This is a genomic window from Glycomyces amatae (assembly GCF_020991375.1).
GTDB classification, from domain to species: Bacteria; Actinomycetota; Actinomycetes; order Mycobacteriales; family Micromonosporaceae; genus Glycomyces; species Glycomyces amatae.
On record NZ_JAJLQZ010000026.1, the window covers coordinates 37,496 to 63,640 of the forward strand.

The following is a 26,145-nucleotide window of genomic DNA, read 5'->3' on the forward strand; positions in this document are numbered from 1 at the left end:
GCCCGTTCCCGTCGCAGCATCAGCAGACGGGCGCGTGCCAGCCGGTCTCGGCGGCCCACCGGTTCGCGCGGGGCCAGCCCTCGCGGTCGAACCAGGGCTCCTTGGCCTCGGCGTACTCGGCGTCGGCGTCGACCTTCGCGGCGATCGTGCCCTTGAGCTGGGCGTAGTCGGCGCGGGCCTGCGGGTCGGCGCGCATCCAGTCGCGGAACAGCAGCGCGAACCGCTGGCCGGGGCTGTCGATCGTCCGGAAGTGGACCTGGGCGATGTTGCCGGGGTCGGCGTAGCCGTAGAAGCGCTTCTCCCAGTCGGCGATGTCGGGCCGCTCGGGCTTGGGCGAGTCGAACAGGACCCGGCCGAAGAACCCGGCGTCGCCGAGGGACTCGGCGAAGGCGTCGACGACGTGCAGGGACACGACGGTCACCTGGATGTCGATGACGTCCTTGGCGGGCAGCCCGGAGACGGCGGTGGAGCCGACGTGGTCGATGCGGACGGCGCTGGGGCCCATGACGCGGCGCAGCCGGGCGGCCAGGTGCTCGAAGCGGCGGGGCCAGAGCGGGTCGGACTCGACGAACTGGAGTTTCTCGGGCCGGGGTTCGGCCCGTTCGAGTTGGAGGTTCTCGGCGAACGGCATGATGCGGTCTTCCCAGAGCATGGCGACGTGGCGTTCGAGGTCCTCGACGCCGTCCCGGTTGTGGAGGACGAGGTCGCAGACTTCGCGGCGGTCGGCGTCGGACGCCTGGGCGTCGATGCGCCGCAGGGCGTCGGTGCGGGGCAGGCCCCGCGCGGCGAGCCGTTCGAGCCGGAGCTCGCGCGGCGCTTCCACGGCGATGTTGAGGTGGAAGCCGGGCGCCTGGCCGGTCTCGGCCAGGAGCGGTATGTCTTGGACGACGATGGCGTCGTCGGGGAGGGCATCGGTGAGTTCTCGGGCACGGGCGCGGACGCGCGGGTGGACGATCGCCTCGAGCTCGGCCCGGGCGGGCGGCGAGTCGAAGACGATCTGGGCGAGTCGGGCGCGGTCGAGCGTTCCGTCGGGAGTGAGCACCTCGGGCCCGAAACGGGAGACCACCGCGGCGAGCCCCTCGGTGTTCGGGGCGACGACCTCGCGGGAGAGGGCGTCCGCGTCGACGACGCGGGCGCCCAGCTGCGACAGCTTCGCTGCGACCGTGCTCTTACCGGCTCCGATGCCACCGGTCAATGCGACTTTAAGCACAGATAGAACACTACCCGCCCCAGGCGAACGGCCTGGGACGGGCAGTGGTCTGTCAGTTTAAAGAGTGACAGGAGTGTCGGCTAGTTGCCGCCGGCGAGCTTCTCGCGGAGCGCCGCGAGCGCCTCGTCGGAGGCCAGGGTTCCCTGCGGTTCGACCGGAGCCGACTTCTTCTCAGGGGCCTTGCCGCCCTTCTTGTCGCCCTTGGGGGCGGCTTCGCCCTCGGCGGGCTTGGCCGGGGCCTCGGTGATGACGCGCTCGGCGATCTGCTTGCCGTGCTCCTCCCAGCGGGTGCGGGCCTCGGCGTACTGCCGCTCCCACTCCTCGCGGGCCTCGTCGAAGCCCTCCATCCACTCGCCGGTCTCCGAGTCGAAGCCCTCCGGGTAGATGTAGTTGCCCTGGTCGTCGTATTGCGCGGCCATGCCGTACAGGGTCGGGTCGAACTGCTCCTCGTTCTCGACGTAGGCCTCGTTGGCCTGCTTGAGCGAGAGCGAGATCCGGCGGCGGTCCAGGTCGATGTCGATGACCTTGACCATGGCGTCGGAGCCGACCTTGACGACCTGCTCGGGCACCTCCACGTGGCGCTCGGCCAGCTCGGAGATGTGCACGAGGCCCTCGATGCCGTCCTCGACGCGGACGAACGCGCCGAAGGGGACGAGCTTGGTGACCTTGCCGGGCACGATCTGGCCGATGGCGTGGGTGCGGGCGAACTGGCGCCACGGGTCTTCCTGGGTCGCCTTCAGCGACAGGGAGACGCGCTCGCGGTCCAGGTCCACCTCGAGGACCTCGACCTCGACCGGCTGACCGACCTCGACGACCTCGGACGGGTGGTCGATGTGCTTCCAGGACAGCTCGGAGACGTGCACCAGGCCGTCGACGCCGCCGAGGTCGACGAAGGCGCCGAAGTTGACGATCGAGGAGACCGTGCCCTTGCGGACCTGGCCCTTGGCGAGCTGGTGCAGGAACTCGGTGCGGACCTCGGACTGGGTCTGCTCCAGCCAGGCGCGCCGCGACAGGACCACGTTGTTGCGGTTCTTGTCGAGCTCGATGATCTTCGCCTCGAGCTCGCGGCCGACGTACGGCTGGAGGTCGCGCACGCGGCGCATCTCGACCAGGGACGCGGGCAGGAAGCCGCGCAGGCCGATGTCGAGGATGAGACCGCCCTTGACCACTTCGATGACCGAGCCGCGGACGACGCCGTCCTCTTCCTTGATCTTCTCGATGGTGCCCCAGGCGCGCTCGTACTGGGCGCGCTTCTTCGAGAGGATCAGACGGCCTTCCTTGTCCTCCTTCTGGAGGACGAGGGCCTCGACGTGGTCACCCACTGAGACGACGTCTTCGGGGTCGACATCGTGCTTGATCGACAGCTCGCGCGAGGGGATGACGCCCTCGGTCTTGTAGCCGATGTCGAGCAGGACTTCATCCCGGTCGACCTTGACGACGGTACCTTCGACGATATCGCCGTCATTGAAGTATTTGATGGTCGCGTCGATCGCCGCGAGGAGTTCCTCGTCGGAAAAAGTCTCGTCGACCGTGGTGCTGTTCTCAGCGTTGCTCGAGGTGGCCTCGATGCTGCTCGTCATGTGGGCTGGTGCTCCGGATACGTGTCAGATTCGTGGGCTCGCGCCCGCGCCCTCGCGTGACGCGAATGCTCGCAGTTCGTTCCCGGGCCGCCCTTGCCGCTGGCACGCGCCCTGCTCCCTTCTGAGGACGCGGACATGCCCAGGCCATCTCCAGGTTACCGTGCGCGATAATGCCGCGCCAGTCCGGGCCGGGCCTCGTGTCGACTGCCACCGGACCCGGCCCGGGAGCCGCGCGGGGCGCCCCCTCAGTGGGCGGCGGCCTCCCAGGACTCGCCGAAGCCGGCCGAGACGGTGAGCGGGACGGCCAGCTCGGCGGCGTTCGACATCTGCTCGCGCACGAGCGCCTCGAGCCGGCCGGCCTCGCCGGGCGCGACCTCGCACACCAGCTCGTCGTGGACCTGGAGCAGGACCCGCGAGTCGAGCTTCGCCTCGCGCAGGGCCCGGTCGACGCCGAGCATCGCGGTCTTCATGATGTCGGCGGCGCTGCCCTGGATGGGGGCGTTGAGGGCGGCCCGCTCGGCGATCTCGCGCAGCTGGCGGTTGTCGGAGGTGAGATCGGGGAAGTAGCGGCGCCGGCCCATGATCGTCTCGGTGTAGCCGGTCCTGCGGGCCTCCTCGACGACGCGGTGCAGGTAGTCGCGGACCCTCCCGAAGCGCGCGAAGTAGTCGTCGGAGAGCTGCTGGGCCTCCTGGGTGGTGATGCCCAGCTGCTGGCTGAGGCCGTACGCGGAGAGGCCGTAGGCGAGCCCGTAGGACATGGCCTTGATCTTGCGGCGGTGCTCGGCGGTGACGGCGGCGAGGTCGACGGCGAAGACCTTCGCGGCGACGGCGCTGTGGATGTCCTCGCCGGCGATGAACGCCTCGATGAGGCCCTCGTCGCCGGTGAGGCTCGCCATGATGCGCATCTCGATCTGCGAGTAGTCGATGGTCATGAGCGACTCGAAGCCGTCGGAGACGACGAACCCGGCGCGGATGGCGCGCCCGGCCTCGGAGCGGACGGGGATGTTCTGGAGGTTCGGGTCGGTCGAGGAGAGGCGGCCGGTGGCGGCCACCGTCTGGAAGAAGGTGGTGTGGATGCGCCCGTCGGTCTGGATGGTCGAGCGCAGCGTGGTGACGATCTGCTTGAGCTTCTCGACGTCGCGGAAGCGCAGCAGCTGCTCCAGCAGCGGGTGCCCGGTCTTGGCGAACAGCTGCTGGAGGGCGTCGGCGTTGGTGGTGTAGCCGGTCTTGGTGCGCTTGGTCTTGGGCATGTTCAGCTCGTCGAAGAGGATCTCCTGGAGCTGCTTGGGCGAGCCGACGTTGAAGGGGCGGCCGACGATCTCGTGGGCGCGGTCGGTGGCCTCCTTGGACTGGGCGGCGAACCCGGCCTCGATGTCGGCGAAGTGGCCCTCGTTCGCGGCGATCCCGGTGATCTCCATGCGGGCGAGGACCGCGGCGAGGGGGTACTCCATGCCGTCGGCGAGGTGGGCCTGGTGGCGCTGCTCGAGGCGCCCGGCCTGCTCGGCGGCGATCTCGCCGATGGCGGCCGCGGCGGCGCTGTCGGCCTCCACCCGGGCGGCGTCGTCGTTCATCGCCGCGTCCAGGCCGACGAGGGCGCCGTCGTCGGCGGGCGTCTCGGGGGTCTCGAGCTCGCGGCCGAGGAACTGCATGGCGAGGTCGCCGAGGGCGTAGGAGCGCTGCTCGGGCTTGAGGAGGTAGGCGCCGAGGACGGTGTCGGCCCTGATGCCGGCGGGCTCGGGCCAGCCGGCGGCGTCGGCCCCCCACAGGAAGGCCTTGGCGTCGTGGACGAGCTTGCCCTTGGCGGGGTCGGCGAGCCAGTCGGCCCAGGACCGCTCGTCCTCGGCGTCGAGCTGGGAGGGCTCGAACCAGAGGGCCTGGCCGCCTTCGGCGAGCGCGATCGAGTCGAAGGAGCCGGCGCCGGAGGCGAACAGGCCGGTGTAGGCGAGGGCGACGTCGCCCTCGCGGGCGGCGAGCCAGGCGGCGAGCCCGCCGGGGGCGAGGGCGGCGGCCTCGACGCGGTCGACTTCGGCGACGGGGACGACCGCGGCGCCGACGGCCTTGGCGGCGAGGTTGGCGTTGAGGCGCTCGCCGAGCGCGCGGAACTGGAGGGCGTCGAAGAGCCGGTTGGTCTCGGCGACCGACCAGCCCTCCCAGGCGAGGTCGTCGAGGCCCGACTCGAGTTCGAGGTCGCGGACGAGGCAGTTGATGCGGTGGTTGCGCAGGACGTCGTCGAGGTGGTCGCGCAGGCTCTGCCCGGCCTTGCCGGTGATCTCGTCGGCCTTGGCGACCAGGCCGTCGAGGGAGCCGTACTTGACGATCCACTTCGCGGCGGTCTTGGGGCCGACGCCGGGGACGCCGGGGAGGTTGTCGGACTTCTCCCCCACGAGGGCGGCGAGGTCGCGGTAGCGGTCGGGGGCGACGCCGTACTTGGCCTCGACGGCCTCGGGCGTGTAGCGGGCCAGCTCGGTGACGCCCTTGACCGGGTAGAGCAGGGTGGTGTCCGGGTCGACGAGCTGGATGGCGTCGCGGTCGCCCGAGGAGATGAGGGTGGCGAACCCGGCGGCCCCGCCGCGGGTGGCGAGGGTCGCGATGATGTCGTCGGCCTCGAAGTTGGGCTTGGTGAGCCAGGTGATGCCGAGGGCGTCCAGGAGCTGCTGGATGATCGGGATCTGGCTCTTGAACTCCTCGGGGGTCTCGCCGCGCCCGTCCTTGTAGGCGGGGTACTCGTCGGTGCGGAACGAGTGGCGGGAGACGTCGAAGGCGACCGCGACATGCGTGGGCTCTTCCGCCTTGAGCAGGTTGATGAGCATGGACGCGAAGCCGTAGACGGCGTTGGTGGCCTGGCCGTCGTCGGTGGCGAACTTCTCGGCGGGGAGCGCGAAGAACGCGCGGTAGGCCATCGAATGGCCGTCGATCAGGAGCAGGCGCGATTGCGAAGCGGTCACGCCCCCGAGCCTATCGAGTGCCTCCGACAAGTCGGCGGCACGCGGGGGGCGGCGTGGCCCGCCGGGTATGGAACGGCCCGCGGACCTGGCGGTCCGCGGGCCGTGGCGTTCAGAGCCGTGGGGCCGGGCCTACTCGGCCTCCTGGGCTTCCTTCTGCTCGGCCTCGGCGATGACGCGCTCGGCGACGGCCCGCATGGAGAGGCGGTGGTCCATCGCGGCGCGCTGGATCCAGCGGAACGCGTCGGGCTCGGGCATCCCGTACTGGGTCATGAGCAGGCCCTTGGCGCGGTCGACGAGCTTGCGGACCTCGAGGCGCTCGGTGAGGTTCGCGACCTCCTTCTCGAGGGCGGTCATCTCGGCGAAGCGGGTCAGCGACAGCTCGATCGCGGGGACCAGGTCGGACTTCTGGAAGGGCTTCACGAGATAGGCCATGGCGCCGGCGGACTGGGCCCGGCTGATGAGGTCGCGCTGGCTGAAGGCGGTGAGGATCACGACCGGCGCGATGCGCGCGGAGACGATCTTCTCGGCGGCCTGGAGCCCGTCCATGATGGGCATCTGGATGTCGCAGATGACCAGGTCGGGCTGGTGCTCCTGGGCGAGGCGGACGGCGGCTTCGCCGTCGGCGGCCTCGGCTACGACCTCGTAACCCTCCTCGGTGAGCATCTCGGCCAGGTCGAGGCGGATGAGCCCCTCGTCTTCGGCGATGAGCACGCGCTTGCGCGGCTCGTCGGCGGCCTTGCTCGTCATGGGGTCCGTACCTTTCCTACGCGTATGGACGTGGCGGCGTGCGGTGGGACCGGCACACCAGGACGCTAGCTTAGCCGCAGCGGGTGCCGTCCGCACCTTCCTATGCCGAGCGTTTCGGACGGCAGGGCCCGAACACGGCCGGAGGCGCCGCGGCGGTACCATACGCGGCGGTCCGGGCCGGGGACGGCGGCGGTGCGTAGGCTGGGGCCGTGGCACAGCAGCAGAGCGCCGGGGACGAGCACTCCACGAAGGGCGCGTACGTGTCCGGTGAGGAGTTCACCCGGGACACCCAGTACATCGAGGACCGCGTGGTCGCCGACGCGGCGGCCGTCCGGTCGGCGCCGGTCGAGGAGCCCTCGAGGATCGGCGATCCGCGGATGGCCGGCCTCACCGAGGGCGCGCGGGCGTGGCCGGTCGAGCCGGGCCGGTACCGGCTCGTGGCGGCGCGGGCCTGCCCGTGGGCGCACCGGTCGATCATCGTCCGCCGCCTGCTGGGCCTCGAGAACGTGATCTCGCTGGCGACGCCGGGGCCGGTCCACGACGTCCGCTCCTGGACGTTCGACCTGGGCCCGGGCGGGCGCGACGCGGTGCTGGGCACCGAGCGGCTCCAGGAGCACTACTTCAAGCGCTTCCCCGACTACCCGCGGGGCATCACGGTGCCGGCGCTGGTGGACGTGCCCTCCGGTGAGGTCGTCACTAACAACTACCCGCAGCTGACCTTCGACCTGTCGACGCAGTGGGCCGCGTATCACCGGGAGGGGGCTCCGGACCTGGTGCCGGAGGATCTCGTCGACGACATGCTGCCGGTGATCGAGGAGATCTTCACGGAGGTCAACAACGGCGTGTACCGGGCGGGGTTCGCCGGCTCCCAGCGCGCCTACGACCGCGCCTACGAGCGGCTGTTCGCGGCGCTCGACCGGCTGGAGGAGCGCCTGGCCGACCGCCGGTACCTCATGGGCGAGCGCCTCACCGAGGCCGACGTGCGGCTGTTCACGACCCTGGTGCGCTTCGACCCGGTCTACCACGGGCACTTCAAGTGCAACCGGAGCAAGCTCACCGAGATGCCGCACCTGTGGGCGTACGCGCGGGACCTGTTCCAGACGCCGGGCTTCGGCGACACCGTCGACTTCGACCAGATCAAGCGCCACTACTACGCGGTGCACGAGGACGTCAACCCGACGCGGATCGTCCCGGCCGGGCCGGACCTGGCGGGCTGGCTGTCGGACCACGGCCGGGAGCGGCTGGGCGGGTCGCCGTTCGGCGGCGGGACCGCGCCGGGGCCGGTGTCGGCCGAGGAGCGCCCGCCCGGGGCGAACCCGCTCTACGGTCAGTAGCAGGTGTTGCCCTGGCCCTCGGGCGGGGTGAAGGTGAAGTCGCCGTCCTCGCCGAGGACGGGGACGAGGCCGCCGAGGTTGACGCCGCAGCGTCCGTCCAGGGCCGTCTCGCCGTCCTCGAGGAGGGCGGTGCCCTTGCCGCTCAAGGTCATCCAGCCCGGTTCGACGGTCTCCAGGCGGAGGTCGCGGCCGAAGCGGACCTTCGGGTGGGCCGCGACGGTCCAGTCCAGTTCGGTCACCGAGGCGAACTCGGTGCGGCCGTCGTAGGCGACGCCCCAGTCGTAGGCGGCGCTGAACGGGCACCCGGCGGGGGCGAGGTCGGGGCTCTCGGCGCAGTCGTCGAGCCAGGCGGCGAGCTGCTCGTTGAGGCGGGTCTCGAGGGCCTCGCTGCCGGTGAGGGGGCCGGTCACGACCGCGGCGAAGTCGATCGCGTCGAGGCTGTAGGCGCCGCCGTTCGCGCCGGGCAGGGCGAGCAGTGAGAGGTCGTCCTCCCCCGCGAGGTCCGGGACGCTCGCGAAGAGCGCGTAGGAGCCGGGGTAGAGCGCCACGGGGGACGGGGCGCCGTCGGGGGACTCGACCTCGCCGGCGACGCCGTTGACCTCGAGGGCGGCGAAGATCGGTTCCACGCCGGTCAGGTACACGTACGGGTTGGCGATGCGCAGGTCGTCGTCGCGGCCTTCGAACCGGAACGCGCCCTCGGCGCGCCGGCCGCCGGCGGTGATGACGGCGTGGACGGTGGTGTCCGAGGCGGACTTGAGTTCGACCGACTCGACCTCCCAGTCCCGGGACACGGCCTCGGCGGTCAGCCAGGACCGGTCGGCGTCCAGGCCGGAGGAGTCGGACACGAAGGTCTCGGCGCGTTCGACGTCGCCGTCGCGGAGCGCCTCCAGGTAGGCGGTGACGACGTCGACCGCCTCCGGTTCGTTGCCTTGGATCGCGAGGATCGGCCATGCGAGGAGGGCGAGGGCGGCCGCGAGGACCGCTTCGCCGAGGATCGACCAGCGGCGGGGGCGGGCCCAGGCGAGCAGTTTCGTGCCGCGGCGCCTCATGCGGTGCCCCGGCAGGTGTCGGTCGCGGTCTGGCCCAGGGGCGCGATCCGGATCGAGCCGTCGGCGTCGGTCAGGACGTGCAGTCCGGCGCCGTCGAAGCGGCACGCGGCGGTGAACGGCTCCCAGGCGTCCCAGTCCTCGGTGGCGTCGCCTTGGAGGGCGAGGCGGCCCGGTTCGGTGAACTCGACCAACAGGACCGGTTCGCCGTAGAGGCCGGTGCCGGGGGCGACCGCGGCCGCGGGGTACTCCTCGACGGTCCAGAGGGGGTCGCGGACCTCCTCGACGCGGCGCCGGTCGGCGGTGTCGACCCGGCCGTCGGTCGCGAAGGGGCAGCCGGGGGGCGCGGTCAGCCAGTACTCGACGCAGGCGTCGACGTAGTCGTTCACGGCGCCCTGGAGCGAGACCGCCGCCTCTTCGCCGGGTTCGGGCAGCGGCGTGCCGATCGGGTCGGAGCGGGAGCCGTCGTCGTCGCCGATGAGGGCGACTTCCTCGCCGCCGAAGAACCGGTAGACGCCCGGCAGCAGCGTGACAGTGCGCTGCGCCTGCCGCACGTACCAGTCCTGCCAGGTCGTCTCGGGGGGCGTCGGGACGGTCCGGTCGTTGACCTGGACCGACAGGTACGAGGAGGCCGCGAGGGTGACGGTCTGGAAGGGGTCGCGGAGGGTGTACTCGCCGTCGTCCTCGTAGAGGGTGAAGACGCCGGAGGCCGTGCCCCGGTCGGTGCCCACGGTCACCGAGACCCGCTCCTCGAACCCCCGGTCGGCGCCGACCCGCTCGACCGCCAGCAGGTCCCATTCGCCGATGGCGTCGGGGTGGAGGAACGCGGCCTCGGGCCCGGCGGGGACGCCGGTGTCGATGAAGCCGTAGGCCCGGTCGAGGTCCTTGTCGCGCACGGCCTCCATGAAGGCCGTGACGACCTCGACGGCGGTGCCCGGTTCGCGCGCCTGCTGCCACACCCACAGCGGGAGCAGGCTCAGCGCCGAGAACAGCATGGTCCAGCCGACGCGCAGGCCTTCGCGGCGCGTCCGGGTCGCCAGGGGGTCGGTCGGGGGCATGGGCACATCCGGGGGTCGGGGCACGATCGGACCGAGGATAGCGGCCGGGCGCCAGTTTGCGGCGCGTCGCTATGGTGCGGGGACCGGACCACCCCTGGAGGACGCATGACCTCGGACGACGATCGCCTGACGCTGTGGCGGGAGCTGCGCGGCTGGCCGCGGTACGTCCAGTTCGGCTTCGCGGGCCTGGCGGTCGCGGTCGTGGCGTCGATGTTCGTGATCGAGCCGCTCTACGAGCCCGGCTTCCCCGACGAGTCCGCGTGGCCCGAGGGCGAGCTCCCGGACTCGGTCGCGGTCGGCGCGGTCGACGGGGCCGCCGACGAGACGGGGCGGCCCGGGGAGGTCGGGGTGTACGCGGGCGACCCGCTGTGGACCGCCGGCGTCGAGGAGGAGGGCGACCAGGTCGCGCAGGTGGACCAGGGGGTGCTGCGGTTGGCGGACGGGCGGATCGCCCTGGAGCGGGACGGCGCGGAGGCCTGGTCGTACGAGTGGGAGGAGTTCGGGCCCGAGGTCGGCGTGGCCGGGGGCGTCGTGATCGTCTCCGAGACCGCGGGCGGCCTCGACGGCGAGGACTACGAGTGGCCCGGCCGCCAGGACACCGTCGCGCTCGACCTGGACACCGGCGAGGAGGTGTGGCGCGACCGGGAGGCCTCGTTCGTGACGGTCTTCGCCGACGCGGTGCTCATGACCGAGTGCACCGGGGACCAGGACGACCGCGTCGGCGACTGCACCCTCTACGCGAGGGACCCCGGCGACCTGTCGCCCCGGTGGTCGGTCCCGACCTACGCCAGCGCCCGGGTCGTGTCGGGCGGCTCCTGGACCGGCGAGCCGGCGCCGGACCGGCTCCTCGTGGAGTCCTTCCCGACCGGTCACGACAGCCGGGTCGTCACGGTCTACGAGGACGGCGCAGCGCTCGCGGAGGTGCGGGCCCCGGGGAGCGTCGCGCTCGCGGGCGACACCGTGGTCGTCTACGACGACTACGACGACAACCCCGCCGACGGGTGCACCGCGGTCCTCGCCGGCCACCGCTTCGGCGACGCGGCGCCCGTGTGGGAGATCGAGGCCGAGACCCGCAAGACCGCCGACTTCGCCTCCTGCGGCGGCCTGCCGACCGCCGAGGCGCGGGACGGGAGGCTGCCCCTGACGATCGACGGGGTGCCGTCGATCGTGGACGCCGCGACCGGCGAGGCCGTGTGGGAGGCCCCCGTCGAGGGCCAGGCGGTCGCGCTCGACGAGGGGGCGGACGTCCTCGTGGTGGCCGACTGGGAGGCCGGGGAGGACGGCCTGGCCGCCTACGACGCGGCGACCGGCGAGGAGCGGTGGCGCGCGAGCGCGGCGTTCGGCAGCGGGGACCGCGCCTGGGCGGTCGGGGCGACCCTGTGGCTCTACGGCGACGCGGGCATGTGGGGCTGGAGCTCCTACGGCGTGTACGCGTACGACCTGGCGACCGGCGAGGGCGTCGCCCTGCCGGGGACCGCGGCGTACTTCGCGCCGGGCGTGGTCGTCACGAGCACCGGCGACTACGACGCGCCCGTGTTGAGCGCCTGGCCGGTCGAGGTGTGGTGACCGGGGTCCGGCGAGGCGCCCCCGTGCGGGCCCGCACGGCGCCCGCGGCGCGGTAGGCCTCGCCGGGGTCAGGCCCTCGGGTCGGGGGCGGCATACCAGCGCACGATCACCGGGCGGGCGCCCGGCGGGGCGTCCTCGGGTCCGTGCGCGAAGCGCTGGAGCAGTTTGACGTACTCGTCGTGGAACCGCCGCATCTCGTCGAGGGTCATGTGGCCGCCGCCGCGCGAGCCCTGGGTCCACCCCTCGCTGTCGCCGATCCGGTCGAAGGCCGCGCCCAGCAGTTCGAGGTCCTCGTCGAACCGGACTTCCTGGAGGGCCTCGGCGGCGGCGCGGTCCGCTTCGGAGAGGGTCGACAGGTCGGGCATGCGCCGGTCGGCCCGGATCAGGCGCCACCAGCGCTCCCGGCCCTTGGCGTGTTCGCGGGCCTCGGCGATCAGCCCGGCGTCGGCGAGGAGGCGCAGGTGGTAGCTGGTGGTGCCGGTGCTCTCCCCCACGGCCCGGCCGATGGTGGTCGAGTTGCCGGGGCCGTGGACGCCGAGGTGGTGGAGGATCTTGCGGCGCAGCGGGTTGGACAGTGCCTTGAGGGTCGCTGACGACTGTTCGACCGGTGCCTCCGACATGATGCCGAGCATACCGCCGGACCCGCGGGGGGCGGTCGTCCGCGAAAAGTTGCAGAGAAAAACTTGCAGAATAAATTCTGCATAGTTAGGCTCGGCGCATGACCTCCCCGCGCGCCGCCGGCGCCTTCCTCCTCCTCTCCCCCGTCGGCATCCTCCTGGGCTGGGCCGCCACGCGCCTCATGGACGGCATGGGCGACGAACCCCTGTGGACGATCGGGCACCTGCTGTGGCTGCCGGCGTACGCCCTGCTCGCACTGGGGCTCCTCGGGATCCACCGGCGCATCGGCGCCGACTCCCCCGGCGGCCGGCTGCTCGCCGGGTCCGGCGCCGCCCTGGCGGTGCTCGGCGGCGCGGCGCTCACCGTCCAGATGGCCGTCGACCTGGTGGTCGGCTTCGCGACCACGAGCCGCCCGGAGATGTGGGACATGTTCGACGCCGTCCAGGCCGTGCCGGGCGTGGAGCCCGCCGTCTACGCGGTCGGGCCGACCCTGCTGTTCCTGGGGATGCCGATCCTCATGGTCCACGCGGCGGTCCGCCGCCGCGTCCCGGCCCGCAGCGCGGTCCTCGTCGTCGCGGCCGTGGCCGTCATGGTGCTCGACCAGGCGGTCGGGCTCCCGCTGCGCCTGGGGATGGCGACCGCGTCGGTCCTGCTCTTCGCGGCGATGGTGCCGGTGCGGCGGCTCCTGCTCGCCGAAGGGGCGCCGGCGGGCGCCGCCGACCGGGCCGGAGTACGGTAGCGGCCTGCCCGGCCGGCGGTGCCGGGCACAGTGGACTCGCGAAGGGAAGCCGATGTCGCCCACCAGATTCGTCCTCGACTGCGACACCGGCTCGGACGACGCGATCGCGATCCTCGCGGCCGCGTCGCACCCCGGGCTCGAACCGGTCGCGATCACGACGGTCGGCGGCAACGTCGCCCTCGCCGACGTCACCGCGAACACCCTGAGCGTCCTCGGCCTCGTCGGCGCGGACGTGCCCGTCTACTCGGGCGCCGACCGGCCCTACCTGCGGCCCGACCTGCCGATCCCGCGCGACGTCCTGAACAAGGACAGCGCGTTCCAGCTGTCGCGCCTCGGCTTCGGCGAACCGGTCTCGACCGCGCGGGCCGAGCACGCGGTCGACTTCCTCACCCGGTTCTACGGGGACGCGGCGAGCGCCGACGCGGCGCTCGTGGCGACGGGACCGCTGACCAACGTGGCGCTCGCGCTGACGGCGGAGCCGGGCCTGGCCGAACGGATCCCGCGCCTCGTGCTCATGGGCGGGGCGCACGCGAACGGGAACGTCACGGCCGCCGCCGAGTTCAACTTCTGGGCCGACCCCGAAGCGGCCCAAGTGGTCCTGACGGCGGGCATCCGCGAGGTCGTCATCGTCCCGCTGGACGCGACGCACAGCGCGCCGCTGTCCGAACGCGACTGCGAGGTGTTCGAGCGGATCGGCACGCCCGCCGCCGCGGGGGTCGCGATGCTGCTGCGCCACCGGCTCGAGCACGACCGGGCGGCGGCCGGGTCCGCGCCGGTGCACGACCCGATGTGCGTGGCCTACCTGGTGCGGCCCGACCTGTTCACCGAGCAGGTCGAGGCGTCGGTGAGCGTCGAGACCATCGGGGAGCGCACCCTCGGGGAGCTCCTGGTGGACACCCGGCCGTGGCGGTCGGAGCCGTCGAACGCGACCGTGGCGCTCCGGGCCTCCACGGCGGTCTACCGCGACTTCCTGCGGACCGCCTTCGCCGCGGGCTGATCCGAAGCGGCCGCCTTCCGAAGATCGGCCGTCCGCACCTGTCGGTGAGGGGGCGGACACGCCATACTGGAGCGATCCTCGCAGTCCTGTGCGGACGGTTCCGGCTTCCCGGGGCCCCGGCAGCAAGGGAACGTACGGTGCACATGGAACCACTCATCGCCGCAGGGCTGGCGCTCGTCGGCACGGTACTGGCGGTCGCGGCCGGATTCTGGCAATGGCGGCGCACGCAGGCGCACGAGTCCGGCAGCGCGTACCGGGCCCACCGGGTCGCGGCGCTCGAGGAGGTCTGGAACGCGCTCTCGGACCTGGAGGAGCGGCTGCGGTCCCAGGTGATGCGGGGCGAGGCCGACGGGGAGATGGCGTCACTGCGCTACCAGGAGGAGATCGGGCGCGTCAACATGCTGGTGCTGCGCCGCTCGCCTTTCCTCCTCACCGACGAGCAGGACCTGGCCCAGCGGTACCTGTACCGGCTCATCGAGATCAACACGATGATCCGCGTCGGCCCGCAGGACCGGGCGCTGGACGACGCCTCGGCGATGAGCCGGGGCGATTCGGGCTGGTGGGACAGCACCATGGAGCAGCCACCGCAGGCGAGCATCGTCGCGTTCGCGGCCACCGACCTCCAGCGGCTGCGCCGGGAGCTGGGCGGCCGGTACGCCGCGGTGGTGCAGGGCACGGTCGATTGAGGCACGGTTGATTGAGGCACAGCCGAGCGAGGCACGGCCGAGTAGAACGCGGTCGGATGAAGCGCAGTCGGATGAAGCACGGTCGAATAAGGCACAGTCGAAGGCACAGTCGAATAAGGCACTGTCGGATAAAGCACGGCCAGGTAGGGCGCGGTTCGGGGTTCAGGATTCGGACGCGGGCGGCGGGGTCGGCGTGCGGCGGCGCGCCCGCCGAAGGGCGGGTTCGGCGGCCTGCCCGCCCGTCATGACCGCGGACCCGCCGCCGGGAGCGGGCGGCCGAAGCGCACCTTGACGCCGGGCGAGTAGAGCACGCTCACCGGGTCGCCTTCGACGGGCAGCCCGGCCGCGGCGGTCAGGTCCTCGTCGCACTCGATGAGCTCGGCGCGGTGCAGCGGCCAGCGCGGGTGGGCGTTGGGCAGGTAGCGCAGGCGCCCGGCGACCTCGTTGTGGAGGCCCCACCGGGCGGTGAGGAAGTGCTCCAGCGCGGTCGGCTCGGCGAGGCGCCCGCCCACGCGCAGGGCGATGCGGCTGCGCGCGCCGCGGGGGCCGGGCCAGCGCCGCGAGCTGGTGTAGGTGCGCTCGTCGCCGTCGGCGCGGACGGCCATGCGCGACCACGTGTACGGGAGCCGGAAGCCCGCGCGGGCCGTGAGCACGGGGATGAGGCGCGCGGCGTCGAGGGAGCGGAAGGCCACGCCGCGGCGGCCCGCCTCGTCCACCGTGTACAGCCTGACGTTGGTCTCGGGGAAGGAGCCCAGGTACGGGATGCCGGGCAGGGGCGGCCATCCGACGCGGTGCATCCGGAAGGGGACGAGGCCGACGTAGGCCGCGCCGTCGAAGGTGTCGGGGACGGTGCCGGCGGGCAGGAGCGGCGCGACGTCCTCCGGGGCGACCTGCCAGTGGAGGAAGGCCAGGTCGAGCCAGGACTGGGTGAGCAGGGGCCTGGTGATCGGCGCCGGGGCGTCGGGCGTGACGGGCTCGGGCGTCGGTGCGTTGGCGGACACCGCTTCAGGATCGCAGGCCCGCGGCGGCCGCGGCGGGCGGATCGCGGCCGTCAGGTGCGCCGGAGGTCGCCGAAGCCGCGGAAGATCGCCTCGAGCGCGACGTCGAAGCGGGTGTCGGCCTCGCGGTCCCGGTCCGCGCGGATCGCCTCGCTGATGAGCGGGTACTCCCCCGGGTCGATGCCGGTCAGGTGGCCTTCCTGGACGGATGCGGTGTCCGGTACCGCCGGGTTCGAGGCGGACACCAGGTGGCCGAGCACGAACTCGTTCAGCGAGTAGACGAGGTCGAGCGCGGCGCGCAGGCCGAACCCGGCCGCGTGCAGTTCGGCCAGGCCGTGCTCCATGATCCGCAGGCTCTGCTCGGTCACGGCGGGGCGCGAGACGACCAGGGGCACGAGGCCCGGGTGCTCGAGCAGTGTGGCCCGGAGGGAGCGGGCGTAGTCGCGCAGGCCGTCCTGCCAGGACCTGCCGCCCGCGAGGGAGAAGTCGGCCCGCGCGAAGACGTGCTCGACCAGGCCGTCCAGGAGGGCGTCCTTGCCGGCGAAGTAGTGGTAGAGGGTCATCGCCTCCACGTCGACCTCGGCGCCGAGGCGGCGCATGGAGAGCTTGGCGAGCCCGTCCCGGTCGACCAGCCGCACCGCGCCTTCGAGGATCGCCTCCCTGGTCAGCCCGGCCTTCTGGCCGCGTGTCCGGTTCGCCGTCATGAAACCCCCTTGATGATTCATACATCGTAAGTATAGACTGCCATGAGGAAACTTACGACGTATGAATCGAAGGAGCGCCCATGACCACCCTCAAGCAGCCCGAACGCGCCGCCGCGAAGCGGCCGCTGCTGATCGCGCTGTACGCCGGCCTGGCGCTGAGCGTGATCGGCGCGGTCGCGCCGTACCTCGACATCGCGACGGCCGACACCATCGGAGCCCACGTGCGCGACGCCTATCCCGACTGGCCCGCCTCCGACGTCCAGAAGGACCGGGACGCGATCGCCCTCGCGCTCGCCCTCCTCGGCGGCCTGGGCGCGGTGACCTGGATCGTCGCCATCGCGACGGCCGGGAAGCGCTGGGCGCGCTGGTTCGTCACGGCCGCGTTCGCGGTCGGCACGGTCCTGGCCCTGTCGATCGGCTTCATGGGCGGGGAGGCCTACAGCACCATCGCCCCGCCCGCCTACGGCGCGCTGGTGACGCTGCCGTGCCTGGCGGGCCTCGCGGCCGCGGTCCTGGTGTGGCGCCGGCGGGACTGACCCGGCCTCGGGCGGACCGCCGGATCAGTCCCGCCGGGACTGCCGCGCGGACCGGATCGAGCGCGCCATGAGCCTGCTGACACCCGGCAGGCTCATGGCGCGCATCGTCATGTCGGCCGCCCAGATGTGCGCCTTGGTCGGCGGCGCGAACCGCGCGATGCCGCGGCGGGCCGCGGCCTGGCGCTCGACGACCTCGGGACGCAGCCGCGACTCCCAGTCGGCGAGCGCGGACGGGACGTCCCCGTGCCGCTCCAGGGCGGCGCCGAGCCGGTCGGCGCCGGTGAGCGCCAGCGCCGCGCCGTACCCGGCGAAGAGCGTCACGCACCAGGCCGCGTCGCCGAGCAGGACGACCCGGCCGCGGCTCCAGGCGTCCATGGCGATCTGGCCGACCGAGTCGAAGTAGGCGCCGCCGGGGTCCTCGCGCAGCTGCGCGAGGGCGTCGGGCACGCCGCCGCCCAGGTCGCCGAAGGCGGCCGAGAGCGCCTGGGCCGGGCCGCGCTCCAGGTCCGCGGCGGTGTCGGCGCTGCGGTAGGTGAAGAACGCCGACGAGCGCCCCGGCCCCAGGTTGACGACCGCCGCGGTGCGCCGCGGGCCGATGAAGGTGGTGCCGCTGCCTTCGTCGAGCCCGCGGGGCACCCGGTCCAGGGGGAAGGCCCCGACCATGTGGTGGAGGTCGACGCGGAAGCGGGACTCGTCGCCGAAGACGAGGCGGCGGACGCCCGAGTGGAGGCCGTCGGCGCCGACGAGCAGGTCGGCGCGCTCGGTGGTGCCGTCATCGAGCGCGACCTCGACGCCGTCGCCGTCCTGCGCCACGGCCTGGACGGTGGTGCCGAAGCGGAACTCGGCGGTGTCCCGGACGGCCTGGTGCAGGGCCGTCTCGAGGTCGCCGCGGAAGACCGACATCGCCCGCGATCCGAGCGCGGCCTCGACCACGGCGGCCGGGACGGCGAACTTGCGCGAGCCGTCGGCCCTGACGAGGATCGAGGTGAACGCGCCCAGGTCGCGCTCGGCGAGCGCGGGGAGCAGCCCCAGCCGCTCGACGGCGTCGTAGCCGGTGCCGATGAGGTTCACCATGTAGCCGCTGCTGCGGCGGGCGGGCGCGCGCTCGACGACCAGTGTCCGCCATCCGGCCCGGTGGAGGCGCAGCGCGGCGGCCTGCCCCGCGATGCCCGCGCCGATCACGACCGCCCGTCGGTTCCCGATGCCCATTCGTCGCTCCCATCCGAGTATGAACACTTGTTCATCCTCAGTATGAACGAGTGTTCAAAATGATCGGCACCGCCCCTCCCCCTCGCCTATAGACTGGGGCGCGTGCCCAGAGGTGTCGCCATTCCCCAGCTCAGGCAGCAGCTGTTCGCCGCCGCCGAGCGGGTGGTCGTGCGCGAGGGGCCCGCGCGGCTCAGCGGCCGCGCCGTCACCGGCGAGGCCGGCGTCGCGACGGGGCTGCTCCACGCCCACTTCGGGGACTTCGACGAGTTCCTGACCGCGTACGCGGTGGACCGGTCCTTCCTGGTCAGCGCGGCCGCGGCAGGACTGCCCGAACGCGCGGGCGGCGGCGCGGTGGCGCGGAACCTCGGGGAGGCCCTGTCGGCCGTCCCGCGCCCCGCCCTGGCCGTGCTGGCCCGGCTGATGGTCCTGCGGCCCGAGCTGGCCGGGCGGGTCCAGGCGGTGCTCGGCGAGCGGGCGGCCGGGCTCGACGCGGTCGAGCGGGCGGCGGCCGCCTACCTCGCGGCCGAGCGGGAGCTCGGACGGATCGGCGCGGACCCGTCCGGCGTGGCGCTCGCGCTCGTCGGGGTGCTCCACCACCTGGTCCTCACGGCAGGGCCCGACGAGGACATCACGGCGCCGCTCCAGCGGGCCGTCGACGCGCTGGTCATCGGCGCCGACAAGGCACCGCTCGAACCGGAGCGGTGAACCGGAGCGGCCGCCGCGGGCGCATTCCGGACCATCGATGCTCCAGCCTGCTGTATCGAAACCGGCATACCGCGTCCTTAGGCTCGATGCATGCGCAAACACCCAACTGCCGCAACAGTCTTGACCATCGCGCTCGTCCTCGCCGCGGCGCCCGCCGCGGCCGCCGGGCCCTGTCCCGCACTCGACACCGACCTGCTCGACGCGAGGTTCGAGGCGTTCGCCGACGCCGGAGAGCACTCGGTGGTCGTCGAGGTCCGCCGCGACGACGAGACCTGGGCCGAAGCCGCCGGGCCGCGCGGGTTCGACGACCCCGCACCGGCCGAGCCGGACGACCGCGTCGGCATCGGCAGCATCACCAAGTCCATGACCGCCGTGGTCCTGCTCCAGCTCGAGGCCGAAGGGGCCGTGGACCTCGACGACACCATCGGCGACCACCTGCCGGGCCTCCTCCCCTACGAGAACGAGCCGACGATCCGGGAGGTCATGGGGCACCGGGGCGGCCTCGACGAGTTCCTGCGGCACCTCTACCCCTCCCTGGCCGAGGACGACCTGTCCGACGTCCGCGAGCACTACCGGACCCATTACGAGCCCGAGGAGCTGGTCGCGCTGGGCACCCGGGGGCCGCTCCTGTTCGAGCCGGGGGGCGGCTGGTCGTACTCCAACACCGGGTACATGGCGCTCGGCCTGCTCGTCGAGGAGCTGACCGGCAACAGCCTCGGCCACGAGCTGGACCAGCGCGTGTTCGAGCCCGCCGGGATGGACGACGCGTACCTGCCGCACGACGACGGCTTCGGGTTCCGCGGACCGCACCTGACGCCGTACGTGACCACCGGCGAGGCCGGTGAGCCCTATATGGACACCACCGGGCTGTCCACGACGCAGCTGTGGGCGGGCGGCGGCGTGGTCGCCGACATGAACGCCGTCAACGACTTCTACCGGGCCATGGCCGACGGGACGCTGCTGGCCGACGAGCAGTTCGCCGAGGCCGCCGCGTTCGAGGGGACCGGCGGCGAGCGCCTCTACGGGCTCGGCCTCTTCGGCATGCCCCTCGGCTGCGGCGACGGACCCGGTGAGATCTACTTCGGACACACCGGCGACACACTCGGCCACTCGAGCTACTCGTTCCACTCCGAGGACGGGCGGCGCCAGATCTCGGTCGCCTGGAACGTCGACGACCGGCACGGCTACTTCGACGAGGAGGCCTTCGACGAGGCATTGACGGACCTGCTCGTCGCGGCCCTGTGCGACGAGGGGGCCCGCCCATAGGACGCCGCGGCGAATCGAACCGCGCGTGGGGGCCGCGCCGGCCGGGGCGGCCCCCACGCGCGCGGTCCCGGGTAGGCTCGGCCGCACATCGGCGCCGACACGCCCCGATCGAGGGCGGCGAGGAGGGTTCGCTTGAGCGACTTGGTGATCGACGAGGCGCTGGTGCGGTCGCTGCTGCGCGAGCAGCACCCCGACCTGGCGGGCCTGCCCCTGCGGGAGGTCGAGGGCGGCTGGGACAACCGGATGTGGCGGCTGGGTGAGAACCTGGCCGTCCGGATGCCGCAGACCCCGCGGGCGCCGTCGCTGCTCGAGAAGGAGCACCGCTGGCTGCCGGGACTGGCGCCGGACCTGTCGCTGCCGGTCCCGGTCCCCGTCCGGATCGGCGCGCCCTCGGACCGGTTCCCGCGCAACTGGATCGTGGCCACGTGGGTCTCCGGCGAGCCCGCCGACGCGGCCCCCGTCGAACGCGGCCCGGAAGCCGCCGCGGCCCTCGCCGCGTTCCTCACCGCGCTCCACCGGGAGGCGCCCGCCGACGCCCCGGCCCCGACGCAGCAGCGCGAACCGCTCGAGCAGGCCGCCGACACGGTCGAACGGCACCTCGCGACCATGGCCGACGGCGAGGCCGCCCGGCTGCGGGAGCTCTGGGACGACGCGGTCGCGGCGCCCGGTTGGGAGCGGCCCGCGGTGTGGGTGCACGGGGACCTGCACCCGGCGAACGTCGTGACCCGCGGCGGCGCCCTGGCGGGCGTCATCGACTTCGGCGAGCTGTGCGCGGGAGACCCGGCCGTCGACCTCGCCGCCGCGTGGACCCTCCTCCCCCAGGGCGCGGCCGAGCGCTGCCTCGAGGAGTACGCCCTGGCCGACCCGGCCACCGTCCGCCGCTCGCGCGGCAGGGCGCTGCTGAAGGGGCTGGTGCTGCTGGAGATCGGCGAGGCGGGCGAGAAAGGCCGGGCCGGAGGCAAACCGACCTGGAAGCCCGCCGGCCGGGCCGCACTGGACCGCCTGCTCGCGTCGGTACCGTAGACCCGACGTCAACCTTTATTGACGTACTCAAGATCGTCAACTACGGTTGACGCATGGACGACGACGCGTTCACGGCGCTGGCCGCCGCCACCGACGACCCCGACCCGTTCCACGGCCTGGAGGCCGTGGCGGCCGTCAGGACCGAGGTCGAGCGCCGCGAGGCCGTACTGGTGCGCCGGGCCCGCAACGAGGGCGCCAGCTGGGCGCGGATCGCCGCCGCACTGGGCGTCTCGAAGCAGGCCGCCCACAAGAAGCACGGCGGCCGGGGCCTGCTGGGAGGCCGGTCGTGACCGGCGGCGACGACGAACTCGCCGCGGAACTCGAAGCGCTCCTCGGCAGGCGGCACCCCGTCGCGGCGGCGGCCGTGGTGGACGGAGGCGGCGCGACGACCGCGAGCATCGGCGCCGGCCTGGACGCCGACTTCGAGATCGGCTCGATCTCCAAGGGCGTCACCGGGTTGCTGTACGCCGACGCGATCGAGCGCGGCGAGGTCACGGCGGCGACGCCGTTGGGCGACCTCCTGCCGCTCGCGGACGCCCCGGTCGGCGGGGTGACGCTGGGGGCGCTGAGCACGCACCGGTCGGGGCTGCCGTCGCTGCCGCCCTCGGCGCAGCCATGGCGGCGCACCGTCGCGCTGTGGCGGCACGGGACCAACCCGTACGGCGAGGACCTCGGGCAACTGCTCGACCAGGCCCGGGGCGCGCGGCTCGGAAGACCGCGGCCCCGCTACTCGAACCTCGGGTTCGAGCTGCTGGGCCACGCCCTCGCGAGCGCGGCCGGGACGACCTACGCCGGGCTGCTGCATGACCGGATCACCGTCCCGCTGGGGCTCGAGCGCTGCTACGTCCCGGCCGCACCGGAAGCACTCCGGTCCGAGGCGCTGACCGGCGTGAACCGGCGCGGGCGGCGCCAGGAGCCGTGGACCGGGGAGGCCCTGGCACCGGCGGGCGGCATCCGGGCCGCGATCGGCGACATGGCGACGCTGACGGGCGCGCTGCTCGACGGCACCGCGCCGGGCATCGCGGCGCTCGATCCCGTGGCGCCGTTCAGCATGGGCTACCGCATCGGCGCCGCGTGGATCACGGTCGAGACGAGAAGGCGGACCGTCACCTGGCACAACGGCGGCACCGGCGGCTTCCGGACCTGGATGGGGCTCGACCGGGAGGCGGGCCGGGGCGTCGTGGTCCTCTCGGCCACCGCCGCCGCGGTCGACTCCCACGGCTTCGAACTCCTGGCCGCCTGAGACGGCACGTGCGAAAACTCGGTTGGCAGGCCGAGACCTGATACCTAACCTGATGCCGATGAAGACGACACTCACCGGTGAAGTGGTGGCGCAGGCGATGCGCGAGCGCCACGGCCGGATCAGCGGCTGGGAGCAGCTGACCGAAGGCGAGGTGTCCCAGGCGTTCGCCTTCCGCGCCGACGGCCGCGACCTCGTGGCGCGCGTCGGCCCGCGGCGCGAAGGGTTCGACAAGGACGCTTGGGCCGCAAGGCGAATGCCGAAGCCCGACGTACCGGTCCCGGAGGTCCTGGAGGTCGGTGAGCTCGACGAGGGGGTCTACTGCTGCGTCTCCGAGCGCATGGGCGGCGTCCATCTCGAGACCTATGAGGAGGCCCGGGAGCTGGCGCCGGCGGTGCGGGCGGTGATCGACGCGATCGCGGCCGCGGACCTGTCGGCATCGGAGGGCTTCGGCTCCTTCGACCCCGAGACCGAGCACGGTCCGCACGCCATCTGGGCCGGCCACCTGCGGTCCCTCCTCCCCGAGACCTGGGACGACCTCGACGGCGAGGCCGACACCGCACTGGCCGAGGACCTGACGGCGATCGCCATCGGGACCGCGGAAGCACTCCCCGCGACCAGGCGGTTGGTCCACGGGGACCTCAACCCGCGCAACTTCACCGTCGAAGGCGGCCGCGTCGTCGGGGTCTTCGACTGGGAGGCGGCCGTGGTCGGCGACCCGGTCTGGGAGGTGGCCAGGTACCTCCTGTGGGCCCCGATGCTGCCGAGCACGCGGGCGCAGGCCGAGTACGACCTCGACCGCCTGTCCGCCGAACCGGGGATCGCCGAGCGGATGCGGTCCCTGGTGATCGTCAACGGGCTGTGGGCGCTGGACTTCTACCGCCGGCAGGGGCGGACCGACGCGATGGAGCTGATGCTCAACCGGGTCCACGGCTTCCGGGAAGACCCGCCGGACCTGGTCGAGGGCCGGGACGGGTACTGGATGCGGCTGCTGAAGCCGGGCACGAGGCGAACCGCCTGATCAGTCGGCCTGGCGCAGCATAAGCGCGGTACCGAGCGCCTCCCGCGCCGGGACGAAGGGCTCGCCCTCGGCGGTCCGCCCGACCATGACGCCTCGGGCGCGGAGGTGCTCCTCGGCGGCGGCCGGATCGGCGACCGCGATCGCGCAGGCGCTCAGGCCGGGGACGGTGTGCGGCCGCTCGCCGGGCAGGCGTGCCGCGAGGCCGTCCGCATCGGTGACGGTGACCCGGCTGCCGCCCAGGTCCACGACCGCGTCCCGGCCTTGGAACACCGCGGAGCGATCGAGAAGCCGCTCGTACCTATCCGCGGTAGCCCGGATCTGATCATCGCCGACGCAGACCACGACCTCGGCGACACCGGTGGCGCCGTTCGGATGCCGAAGGCCCACTTGGGCGTCGAGCAGTTCCGGCGGGGCGTCCTCGGCCGCGCCGACACGCCCTTCGGGGGCCATGCCGGGCGGCGAGTCCGGACCGTCGACGTCGAGGAACCTGATGTCGGCCGGCACGACACCGCCCGCAGTGGCGATGGGCCGCTGCGCCGAGCGGGCGCCGCTGTGGCCGATCCCGTGCGCGTCCAACCGCGCAGCGGTCGCATCGGCGTCGCGAGTGGCGAAGACCAGGATGTGAGCGCCTTCGGCGATCTGCAACCGCTGGACGAGATTGGCGACCGTCCTGGTGATCACGGCCCTGGTCGCGGCGAGCTGCCCATCGGGGACTCGCAGCGGCGTCAACCTGGCCCCCTCCGGAAGCAGCTCCTGCCGCTCGGGGGCCGGAGCGAGCAGCTCGATGAAGCTCCGCGGGAAGTCGGCGTGGGTGTTGCCCGCACCGACCGGCCCGGGCGCCGCTCCCGGTGCCGGCGGCAACGCGGGGTAGGCCGGCGGACCGAGGCGAAAACCCAGGCGCCGGTACGCGGCCAGGGCGGCCTCCATATCGCGGACGACGAGGCCGATGTGGTGGATGCCGGTGATGTCGTTGGCCATGAGGGCCCCTTTCAATTGCCGTAAGCGATACGGCGAAACTCATCCGCCGAACGGGTGAACACCTCGATCACCTGCGGGGCGGCAGCGCGATAATGTTCCATCGAAGGCTCCTGAAGCGGCTCGTACGCCCTCCTGACGACCTCGGAGAGCCGCTCGGCGCGATACTCCGACGTCCGCTCCGGATCGACGGCCTGCAACGGCTCCACCCGGAAGAACCCGTAGGCGACCGCCTGGACCCCGTAATCGACGTCCGCCGGTTCGATCCCGGACCGCAGCAACCGGTGCTCGGCCAGGACGTCCAGATACGCATGAGCGGCGGTCCCCTGACCGGAACGCGCCCGCTCCCGAGCGAACGCGTCCAACTCGGGAGCCGCGGCGCCGAAGAGCACCGCGAGGACCGGCCGCCGCACGGCCTCCAGGAAATGCCGCCGCAGGTAACGATGCAGCGCGGCCTCGGCAGGATCGGCCTCGACAGCACCAACGACAACGCCCAACATCGCAGCGGCCTCACGCGCGCCGACCGCCACCAGCAGCTGCTCCCGGCTGGGCCAGTGCAGGTAGACCGTCCCCTTCCCGACCCCGGCCCTCGCCGCGACGTCCTCGACCCGAATCCGAGTCGACCTCCCTGCGACCAGCAGCTCCGCAGCCGCATCCAGCAGCGCATCGGCCCGCCGCCCCAGATCAACCCGCTGTGTCCGCACCACGCCCCCTCAACTCGTGACCAGAATACAAATCCGGTCACGAGTCGGCAAGAGGCGCCCACGCAGGGCCCAGAGGTCGACCGCCGCACCACCGGGTATCATTTGCAGCGGCCCGGACCCACCGACCGGGCGCCAGGCCCGGTATTCCAACTGGCAGAGAAGACGGATTCAAAACCCGTACAGTGTGGGTTCGAATCCCACCCGGGCTACCAGAGACACCCCTCCCGAACAGCGAAAACGGCCCGAGGCAGGGTGCCGTTCCTCATTGCCGCTCCCCTACGAAGCCTCCGTGGCAGCGCCCGTAGCAAAATCGCCGAACATCGCCGTACCAAGCTGATTCCCGGCGGCCTGTAGGATCGAGTCGGGGATGTGCCGGTACCGCTTCGCCATGTCCGGGCTCGACCACCCCAGGATCGCCATCACCACGAGCGGGTCGACCCCCACGGCGCCCAGGAACGTCGCGGCCGAATGGCGGGCGCCGTGCGGCTCGATGTAGCCCACGCCGGCGGCGTCGAGGATCTCGCCCCACTCCTCCCAGTCGGTGAACGGGTGGATCGGCTGGCCGAACGGTGTAGCAAAGATCAGCCCCAGGCTCTGCCACTTCGATCCCGCCAGGGCCCGCTCGGTCTCCTGCGCCAGGCGGTGCTCGCGGAGCTCGTCGAGCAGGAACGCCGGCAGCGGGAGCCGCCGCTCCCCCGCCTTCGACTTCGGCCGCAGGTCCCGCTTGGACTTGCGCTGGCCCTTGCGGCGACCGGGCCGCGTCTCAGCCTCGACGGGCGTCTCCGGTTCCTCGAGGAGCAACCCGCCCTTGCGGTCGGGGCAATGGCGGGCGTGCCCCGTCCAGTCCTTCGGGCAGGGGACGCGGTGCGACTCCCGCGAGCAGGCACTGCGGCGCTTCTCGGGGCAGGTCCGCTCGTGCCCGGTGCGGTCCGGTGGGCACGGCTTCACGGTCACGCCCCGCTTGACGTCGCTGGGGTGCAGCGGCCGGCTGCATTTCCGGGTCGCCTCGCCTGCACCGAGAGCCGTGGCCGTCCGTCCGTCGAAATGAATGTCGCCGCTCCGCGTCCTTGATATGAGCGATCTGGCATTCTCCGAACGGTCGAGGCGCCCCTCGAGAATTTCAGGATCGCCTGTCCACAGCCGCTCAGGCCGTGTCGGCGGGAGTCCTTGCCCGGCGCTATGCCCCGGCGCCGGCCGGCTGGTACTGCTGCTCAGCGGAATGCAGGCGCAGGGACTCT

The 26,145-nt window shown here is 72.8% G+C and carries 25 protein-coding genes and 1 tRNA gene; 13 read left to right on the plus strand and 13 right to left on the minus strand.

What is annotated here, in order from left to right:
- Positions 1-19: 19 nt before the first annotated feature.
- The 4 genes from coaE to LO763_RS25370 form a co-directional block, all read right to left on the minus strand.
- Positions 20-1,210, minus strand: a complete 1,191-nt coding sequence (coaE, locus tag LO763_RS25355) for a dephospho-CoA kinase (protein ID WP_230790595.1) — start codon at positions 1,208-1,210, stop codon at positions 20-22.
- A gap of 80 nt (positions 1,211-1,290) precedes the next feature.
- Positions 1,291-2,790: a 30S ribosomal protein S1 gene (rpsA, locus tag LO763_RS25360; protein WP_230790597.1), complete on the minus strand. Its 1,500-nt coding sequence runs from the start codon at positions 2,788-2,790 to the stop codon at positions 1,291-1,293.
- Between the two features lie 245 nt (positions 2,791-3,035).
- The gene (polA, locus tag LO763_RS25365) at positions 3,036-5,735 is read right to left on the minus strand and encodes a DNA polymerase I (RefSeq protein WP_230790599.1); all 2,700 of its coding nucleotides are present in this window, start codon (positions 5,733-5,735) and stop codon (positions 3,036-3,038) included.
- A gap of 129 nt (positions 5,736-5,864) precedes the next feature.
- Positions 5,865-6,482: an ANTAR domain-containing response regulator gene (locus tag LO763_RS25370; protein ID WP_230790600.1), complete on the minus strand. Its 618-nt coding sequence runs from the start codon at positions 6,480-6,482 to the stop codon at positions 5,865-5,867.
- A gap of 209 nt (positions 6,483-6,691) precedes the next feature.
- On the opposite strand from LO763_RS25370, the gene LO763_RS25375 reads away from it, so the two are divergent.
- Complete coding sequence (locus LO763_RS25375) at positions 6,692-7,816, plus strand: glutathione S-transferase family protein (RefSeq protein WP_230790601.1); 1,125 nt, start codon at positions 6,692-6,694, stop codon at positions 7,814-7,816.
- Here the strand turns inward: LO763_RS25375 and LO763_RS25380 are convergent.
- A complete protein-coding gene (locus LO763_RS25380) occupies positions 7,810-8,865 on the minus strand; it encodes a hypothetical protein (RefSeq protein ID WP_230790602.1) in 1,056 nt (351 codons plus the stop codon). The two genes, LO763_RS25375 and LO763_RS25380, sit on opposite strands and share 7 nt — an antisense overlap.
- Positions 8,862-9,920, minus strand: a complete 1,059-nt coding sequence (locus LO763_RS25385; protein WP_230790603.1) for a hypothetical protein — start codon at positions 9,918-9,920, stop codon at positions 8,862-8,864. Before LO763_RS25385 ends, LO763_RS25380 begins: the two co-directional genes overlap by 4 nt.
- 105 nt (positions 9,921-10,025) lie before the next feature.
- Between LO763_RS25385 and LO763_RS25390 the strand changes: the two genes are divergently transcribed.
- Positions 10,026-11,486 (plus strand): outer membrane protein assembly factor BamB family protein, encoded by a 1,461-nt coding sequence (locus LO763_RS25390; RefSeq protein ID WP_230790604.1) that lies wholly within the window; start codon positions 10,026-10,028, stop codon positions 11,484-11,486.
- A 68-nt stretch (positions 11,487-11,554) separates the two neighbouring features.
- Here LO763_RS25390 and LO763_RS25395 read toward each other — a convergent pair whose 3' ends face one another.
- Positions 11,555-12,106 carry an ArsR/SmtB family transcription factor gene (locus tag LO763_RS25395; protein WP_230790605.1) on the minus strand — a complete coding sequence of 184 codons (552 nt, stop codon included), beginning with the start codon at positions 12,104-12,106 and terminating at the stop codon, positions 11,555-11,557.
- A gap of 98 nt (positions 12,107-12,204) precedes the next feature.
- On the opposite strand from LO763_RS25395, the gene LO763_RS25400 reads away from it, so the two are divergent.
- From LO763_RS25400 to LO763_RS25410, 3 genes are all read left to right on the plus strand, one after another.
- The gene (locus LO763_RS25400) at positions 12,205-12,843 is read left to right on the plus strand and encodes a hypothetical protein (protein WP_230790607.1); all 639 of its coding nucleotides are present in this window, start codon (positions 12,205-12,207) and stop codon (positions 12,841-12,843) included.
- A 52-nt stretch (positions 12,844-12,895) separates the two neighbouring features.
- Entirely contained in the window at positions 12,896-13,840 is a 945-nt protein-coding gene (locus LO763_RS25405) for a nucleoside hydrolase (protein WP_230790609.1), read from the plus strand.
- A 143-nt stretch (positions 13,841-13,983) separates the two neighbouring features.
- A complete protein-coding gene (locus tag LO763_RS25410; protein WP_230790612.1) occupies positions 13,984-14,526 on the plus strand; it encodes a hypothetical protein in 543 nt (180 codons plus the stop codon).
- 242 nt (positions 14,527-14,768) lie between these two features.
- Here LO763_RS25410 and LO763_RS25415 read toward each other — a convergent pair whose 3' ends face one another.
- Positions 14,769-15,527, minus strand: coding sequence for a YqjF family protein (locus tag LO763_RS25415; protein WP_230790616.1), 759 nt, complete (start codon positions 15,525-15,527; stop codon positions 14,769-14,771).
- A 50-nt stretch (positions 15,528-15,577) separates the two neighbouring features.
- The gene (locus LO763_RS25420) at positions 15,578-16,228 is read right to left on the minus strand and encodes a TetR/AcrR family transcriptional regulator C-terminal domain-containing protein (RefSeq protein WP_230790618.1); all 651 of its coding nucleotides are present in this window, start codon (positions 16,226-16,228) and stop codon (positions 15,578-15,580) included.
- A gap of 80 nt (positions 16,229-16,308) precedes the next feature.
- Between LO763_RS25420 and LO763_RS25425 the strand changes: the two genes are divergently transcribed.
- The gene (locus LO763_RS25425) at positions 16,309-16,764 is read left to right on the plus strand and encodes a hypothetical protein (RefSeq protein WP_230790620.1); all 456 of its coding nucleotides are present in this window, start codon (positions 16,309-16,311) and stop codon (positions 16,762-16,764) included.
- Between the two features lie 24 nt (positions 16,765-16,788).
- Here the strand turns inward: LO763_RS25425 and LO763_RS25430 are convergent, their stop codons facing one another.
- Entirely contained in the window at positions 16,789-17,973 is a 1,185-nt protein-coding gene (locus LO763_RS25430; protein WP_230790622.1) for an FAD-dependent oxidoreductase, read from the minus strand.
- Between the two features lie 102 nt (positions 17,974-18,075).
- On the opposite strand from LO763_RS25430, the gene LO763_RS25435 reads away from it, so the two are divergent.
- From LO763_RS25435 to LO763_RS25460, 6 genes are all read left to right on the plus strand, one after another.
- Positions 18,076-18,678, plus strand: a complete 603-nt coding sequence (locus LO763_RS25435; RefSeq protein WP_230790624.1) for a TetR/AcrR family transcriptional regulator — start codon at positions 18,076-18,078, stop codon at positions 18,676-18,678.
- Positions 18,679-18,768: 90 nt separating this feature from the next.
- Positions 18,769-19,944 (plus strand): serine hydrolase domain-containing protein, encoded by a 1,176-nt coding sequence (locus LO763_RS25440; RefSeq protein ID WP_230790626.1) that lies wholly within the window; start codon positions 18,769-18,771, stop codon positions 19,942-19,944.
- A gap of 141 nt (positions 19,945-20,085) precedes the next feature.
- Entirely contained in the window at positions 20,086-20,967 is an 882-nt protein-coding gene (locus LO763_RS25445; protein WP_369432086.1) for an aminoglycoside phosphotransferase family protein, read from the plus strand.
- Between the two features lie 53 nt (positions 20,968-21,020).
- A complete protein-coding gene (locus LO763_RS25450) occupies positions 21,021-21,257 on the plus strand; it encodes a helix-turn-helix domain-containing protein (protein WP_230790632.1) in 237 nt (78 codons plus the stop codon).
- Entirely contained in the window at positions 21,254-22,210 is a 957-nt protein-coding gene (locus LO763_RS25455; RefSeq protein ID WP_230790633.1) for a serine hydrolase domain-containing protein, read from the plus strand. Before LO763_RS25450 ends, LO763_RS25455 begins: the two co-directional genes overlap by 4 nt.
- A 58-nt stretch (positions 22,211-22,268) precedes the next feature.
- On the plus strand, positions 22,269-23,228 hold the full coding sequence (locus LO763_RS25460; protein ID WP_230790634.1) for a phosphotransferase family protein: 960 nt from the start codon (positions 22,269-22,271) through the stop codon (positions 23,226-23,228).
- On the opposite strand, the gene LO763_RS25465 is transcribed toward LO763_RS25460, so the two are convergent.
- Together LO763_RS25465 and LO763_RS25470 are read right to left on the minus strand one after the other, a co-directional pair.
- Complete coding sequence (locus tag LO763_RS25465) at positions 23,229-24,206, minus strand: VOC family protein (RefSeq protein ID WP_230790635.1); 978 nt, start codon at positions 24,204-24,206, stop codon at positions 23,229-23,231. It lies immediately after the preceding gene.
- Positions 24,207-24,217: 11 nt separating this feature from the next.
- On the minus strand, positions 24,218-24,910 hold the full coding sequence (locus tag LO763_RS25470; protein ID WP_230790636.1) for a TetR/AcrR family transcriptional regulator: 693 nt from the start codon (positions 24,908-24,910) through the stop codon (positions 24,218-24,220).
- 132 nt (positions 24,911-25,042) lie between these two features.
- Between LO763_RS25470 and LO763_RS25475 the strand changes: the two genes are divergently transcribed.
- Positions 25,043-25,119, plus strand: a tRNA-Leu gene (locus tag LO763_RS25475).
- Positions 25,120-25,183: 64 nt separating this feature from the next.
- Here the strand turns inward: LO763_RS25475 and LO763_RS25480 are convergent.
- A complete protein-coding gene (locus tag LO763_RS25480) occupies positions 25,184-25,861 on the minus strand; it encodes a tyrosine-type recombinase/integrase (protein WP_230790637.1) in 678 nt (225 codons plus the stop codon).
- Positions 25,862-26,145 lie beyond the last annotated feature (284 nt).

Excerpts from the sequence above, each read along its gene's own strand:
- LO763_RS25385 (WP_230790603.1), bottom strand. The coding sequence starts at position 9,920 with ATGCCCCCGACCGACCCCCTGGCGACCCGGACGCGCCGCGAAGGCCTG.
- LO763_RS25440 (WP_230790626.1), top strand. The coding sequence starts at position 18,769 with ATGCGCAAACACCCAACTGCCGCAACAGTCTTGACCATCGCGCTCGTC.
- LO763_RS25450 (WP_230790632.1), top strand. The coding sequence starts at position 21,021 with ATGGACGACGACGCGTTCACGGCGCTGGCCGCCGCCACCGACGACCCC.
- LO763_RS25425 (WP_230790620.1), top strand. The coding sequence starts at position 16,309 with ATGACCACCCTCAAGCAGCCCGAACGCGCCGCCGCGAAGCGGCCGCTG.
- LO763_RS25400 (WP_230790607.1), top strand. The coding sequence starts at position 12,205 with ATGACCTCCCCGCGCGCCGCCGGCGCCTTCCTCCTCCTCTCCCCCGTC.
- LO763_RS25395 (WP_230790605.1), bottom strand. The coding sequence starts at position 12,106 with ATGTCGGAGGCACCGGTCGAACAGTCGTCAGCGACCCTCAAGGCACTG.
- LO763_RS25410 (WP_230790612.1), top strand. The coding sequence starts at position 13,984 with ATGGAACCACTCATCGCCGCAGGGCTGGCGCTCGTCGGCACGGTACTG.
- LO763_RS25460 (WP_230790634.1), top strand. The coding sequence starts at position 22,269 with ATGAAGACGACACTCACCGGTGAAGTGGTGGCGCAGGCGATGCGCGAG.
- LO763_RS25430 (WP_230790622.1), bottom strand. The coding sequence starts at position 17,973 with ATGGGCATCGGGAACCGACGGGCGGTCGTGATCGGCGCGGGCATCGCG.
- LO763_RS25405 (WP_230790609.1), top strand. The coding sequence starts at position 12,896 with ATGTCGCCCACCAGATTCGTCCTCGACTGCGACACCGGCTCGGACGAC.
- LO763_RS25380 (WP_230790602.1), bottom strand. The coding sequence starts at position 8,865 with ATGAGGCGCCGCGGCACGAAACTGCTCGCCTGGGCCCGCCCCCGCCGC.
- LO763_RS25370 (WP_230790600.1), bottom strand. The coding sequence starts at position 6,482 with ATGACGAGCAAGGCCGCCGACGAGCCGCGCAAGCGCGTGCTCATCGCC.
- LO763_RS25420 (WP_230790618.1), bottom strand. The coding sequence starts at position 16,228 with ATGACGGCGAACCGGACACGCGGCCAGAAGGCCGGGCTGACCAGGGAG.
- LO763_RS25390 (WP_230790604.1), top strand. The coding sequence starts at position 10,026 with ATGACCTCGGACGACGATCGCCTGACGCTGTGGCGGGAGCTGCGCGGC.
- LO763_RS25465 (WP_230790635.1), bottom strand. The coding sequence starts at position 24,206 with ATGGCCAACGACATCACCGGCATCCACCACATCGGCCTCGTCGTCCGC.
- rpsA (WP_230790597.1), bottom strand. The coding sequence starts at position 2,790 with ATGACGAGCAGCATCGAGGCCACCTCGAGCAACGCTGAGAACAGCACC.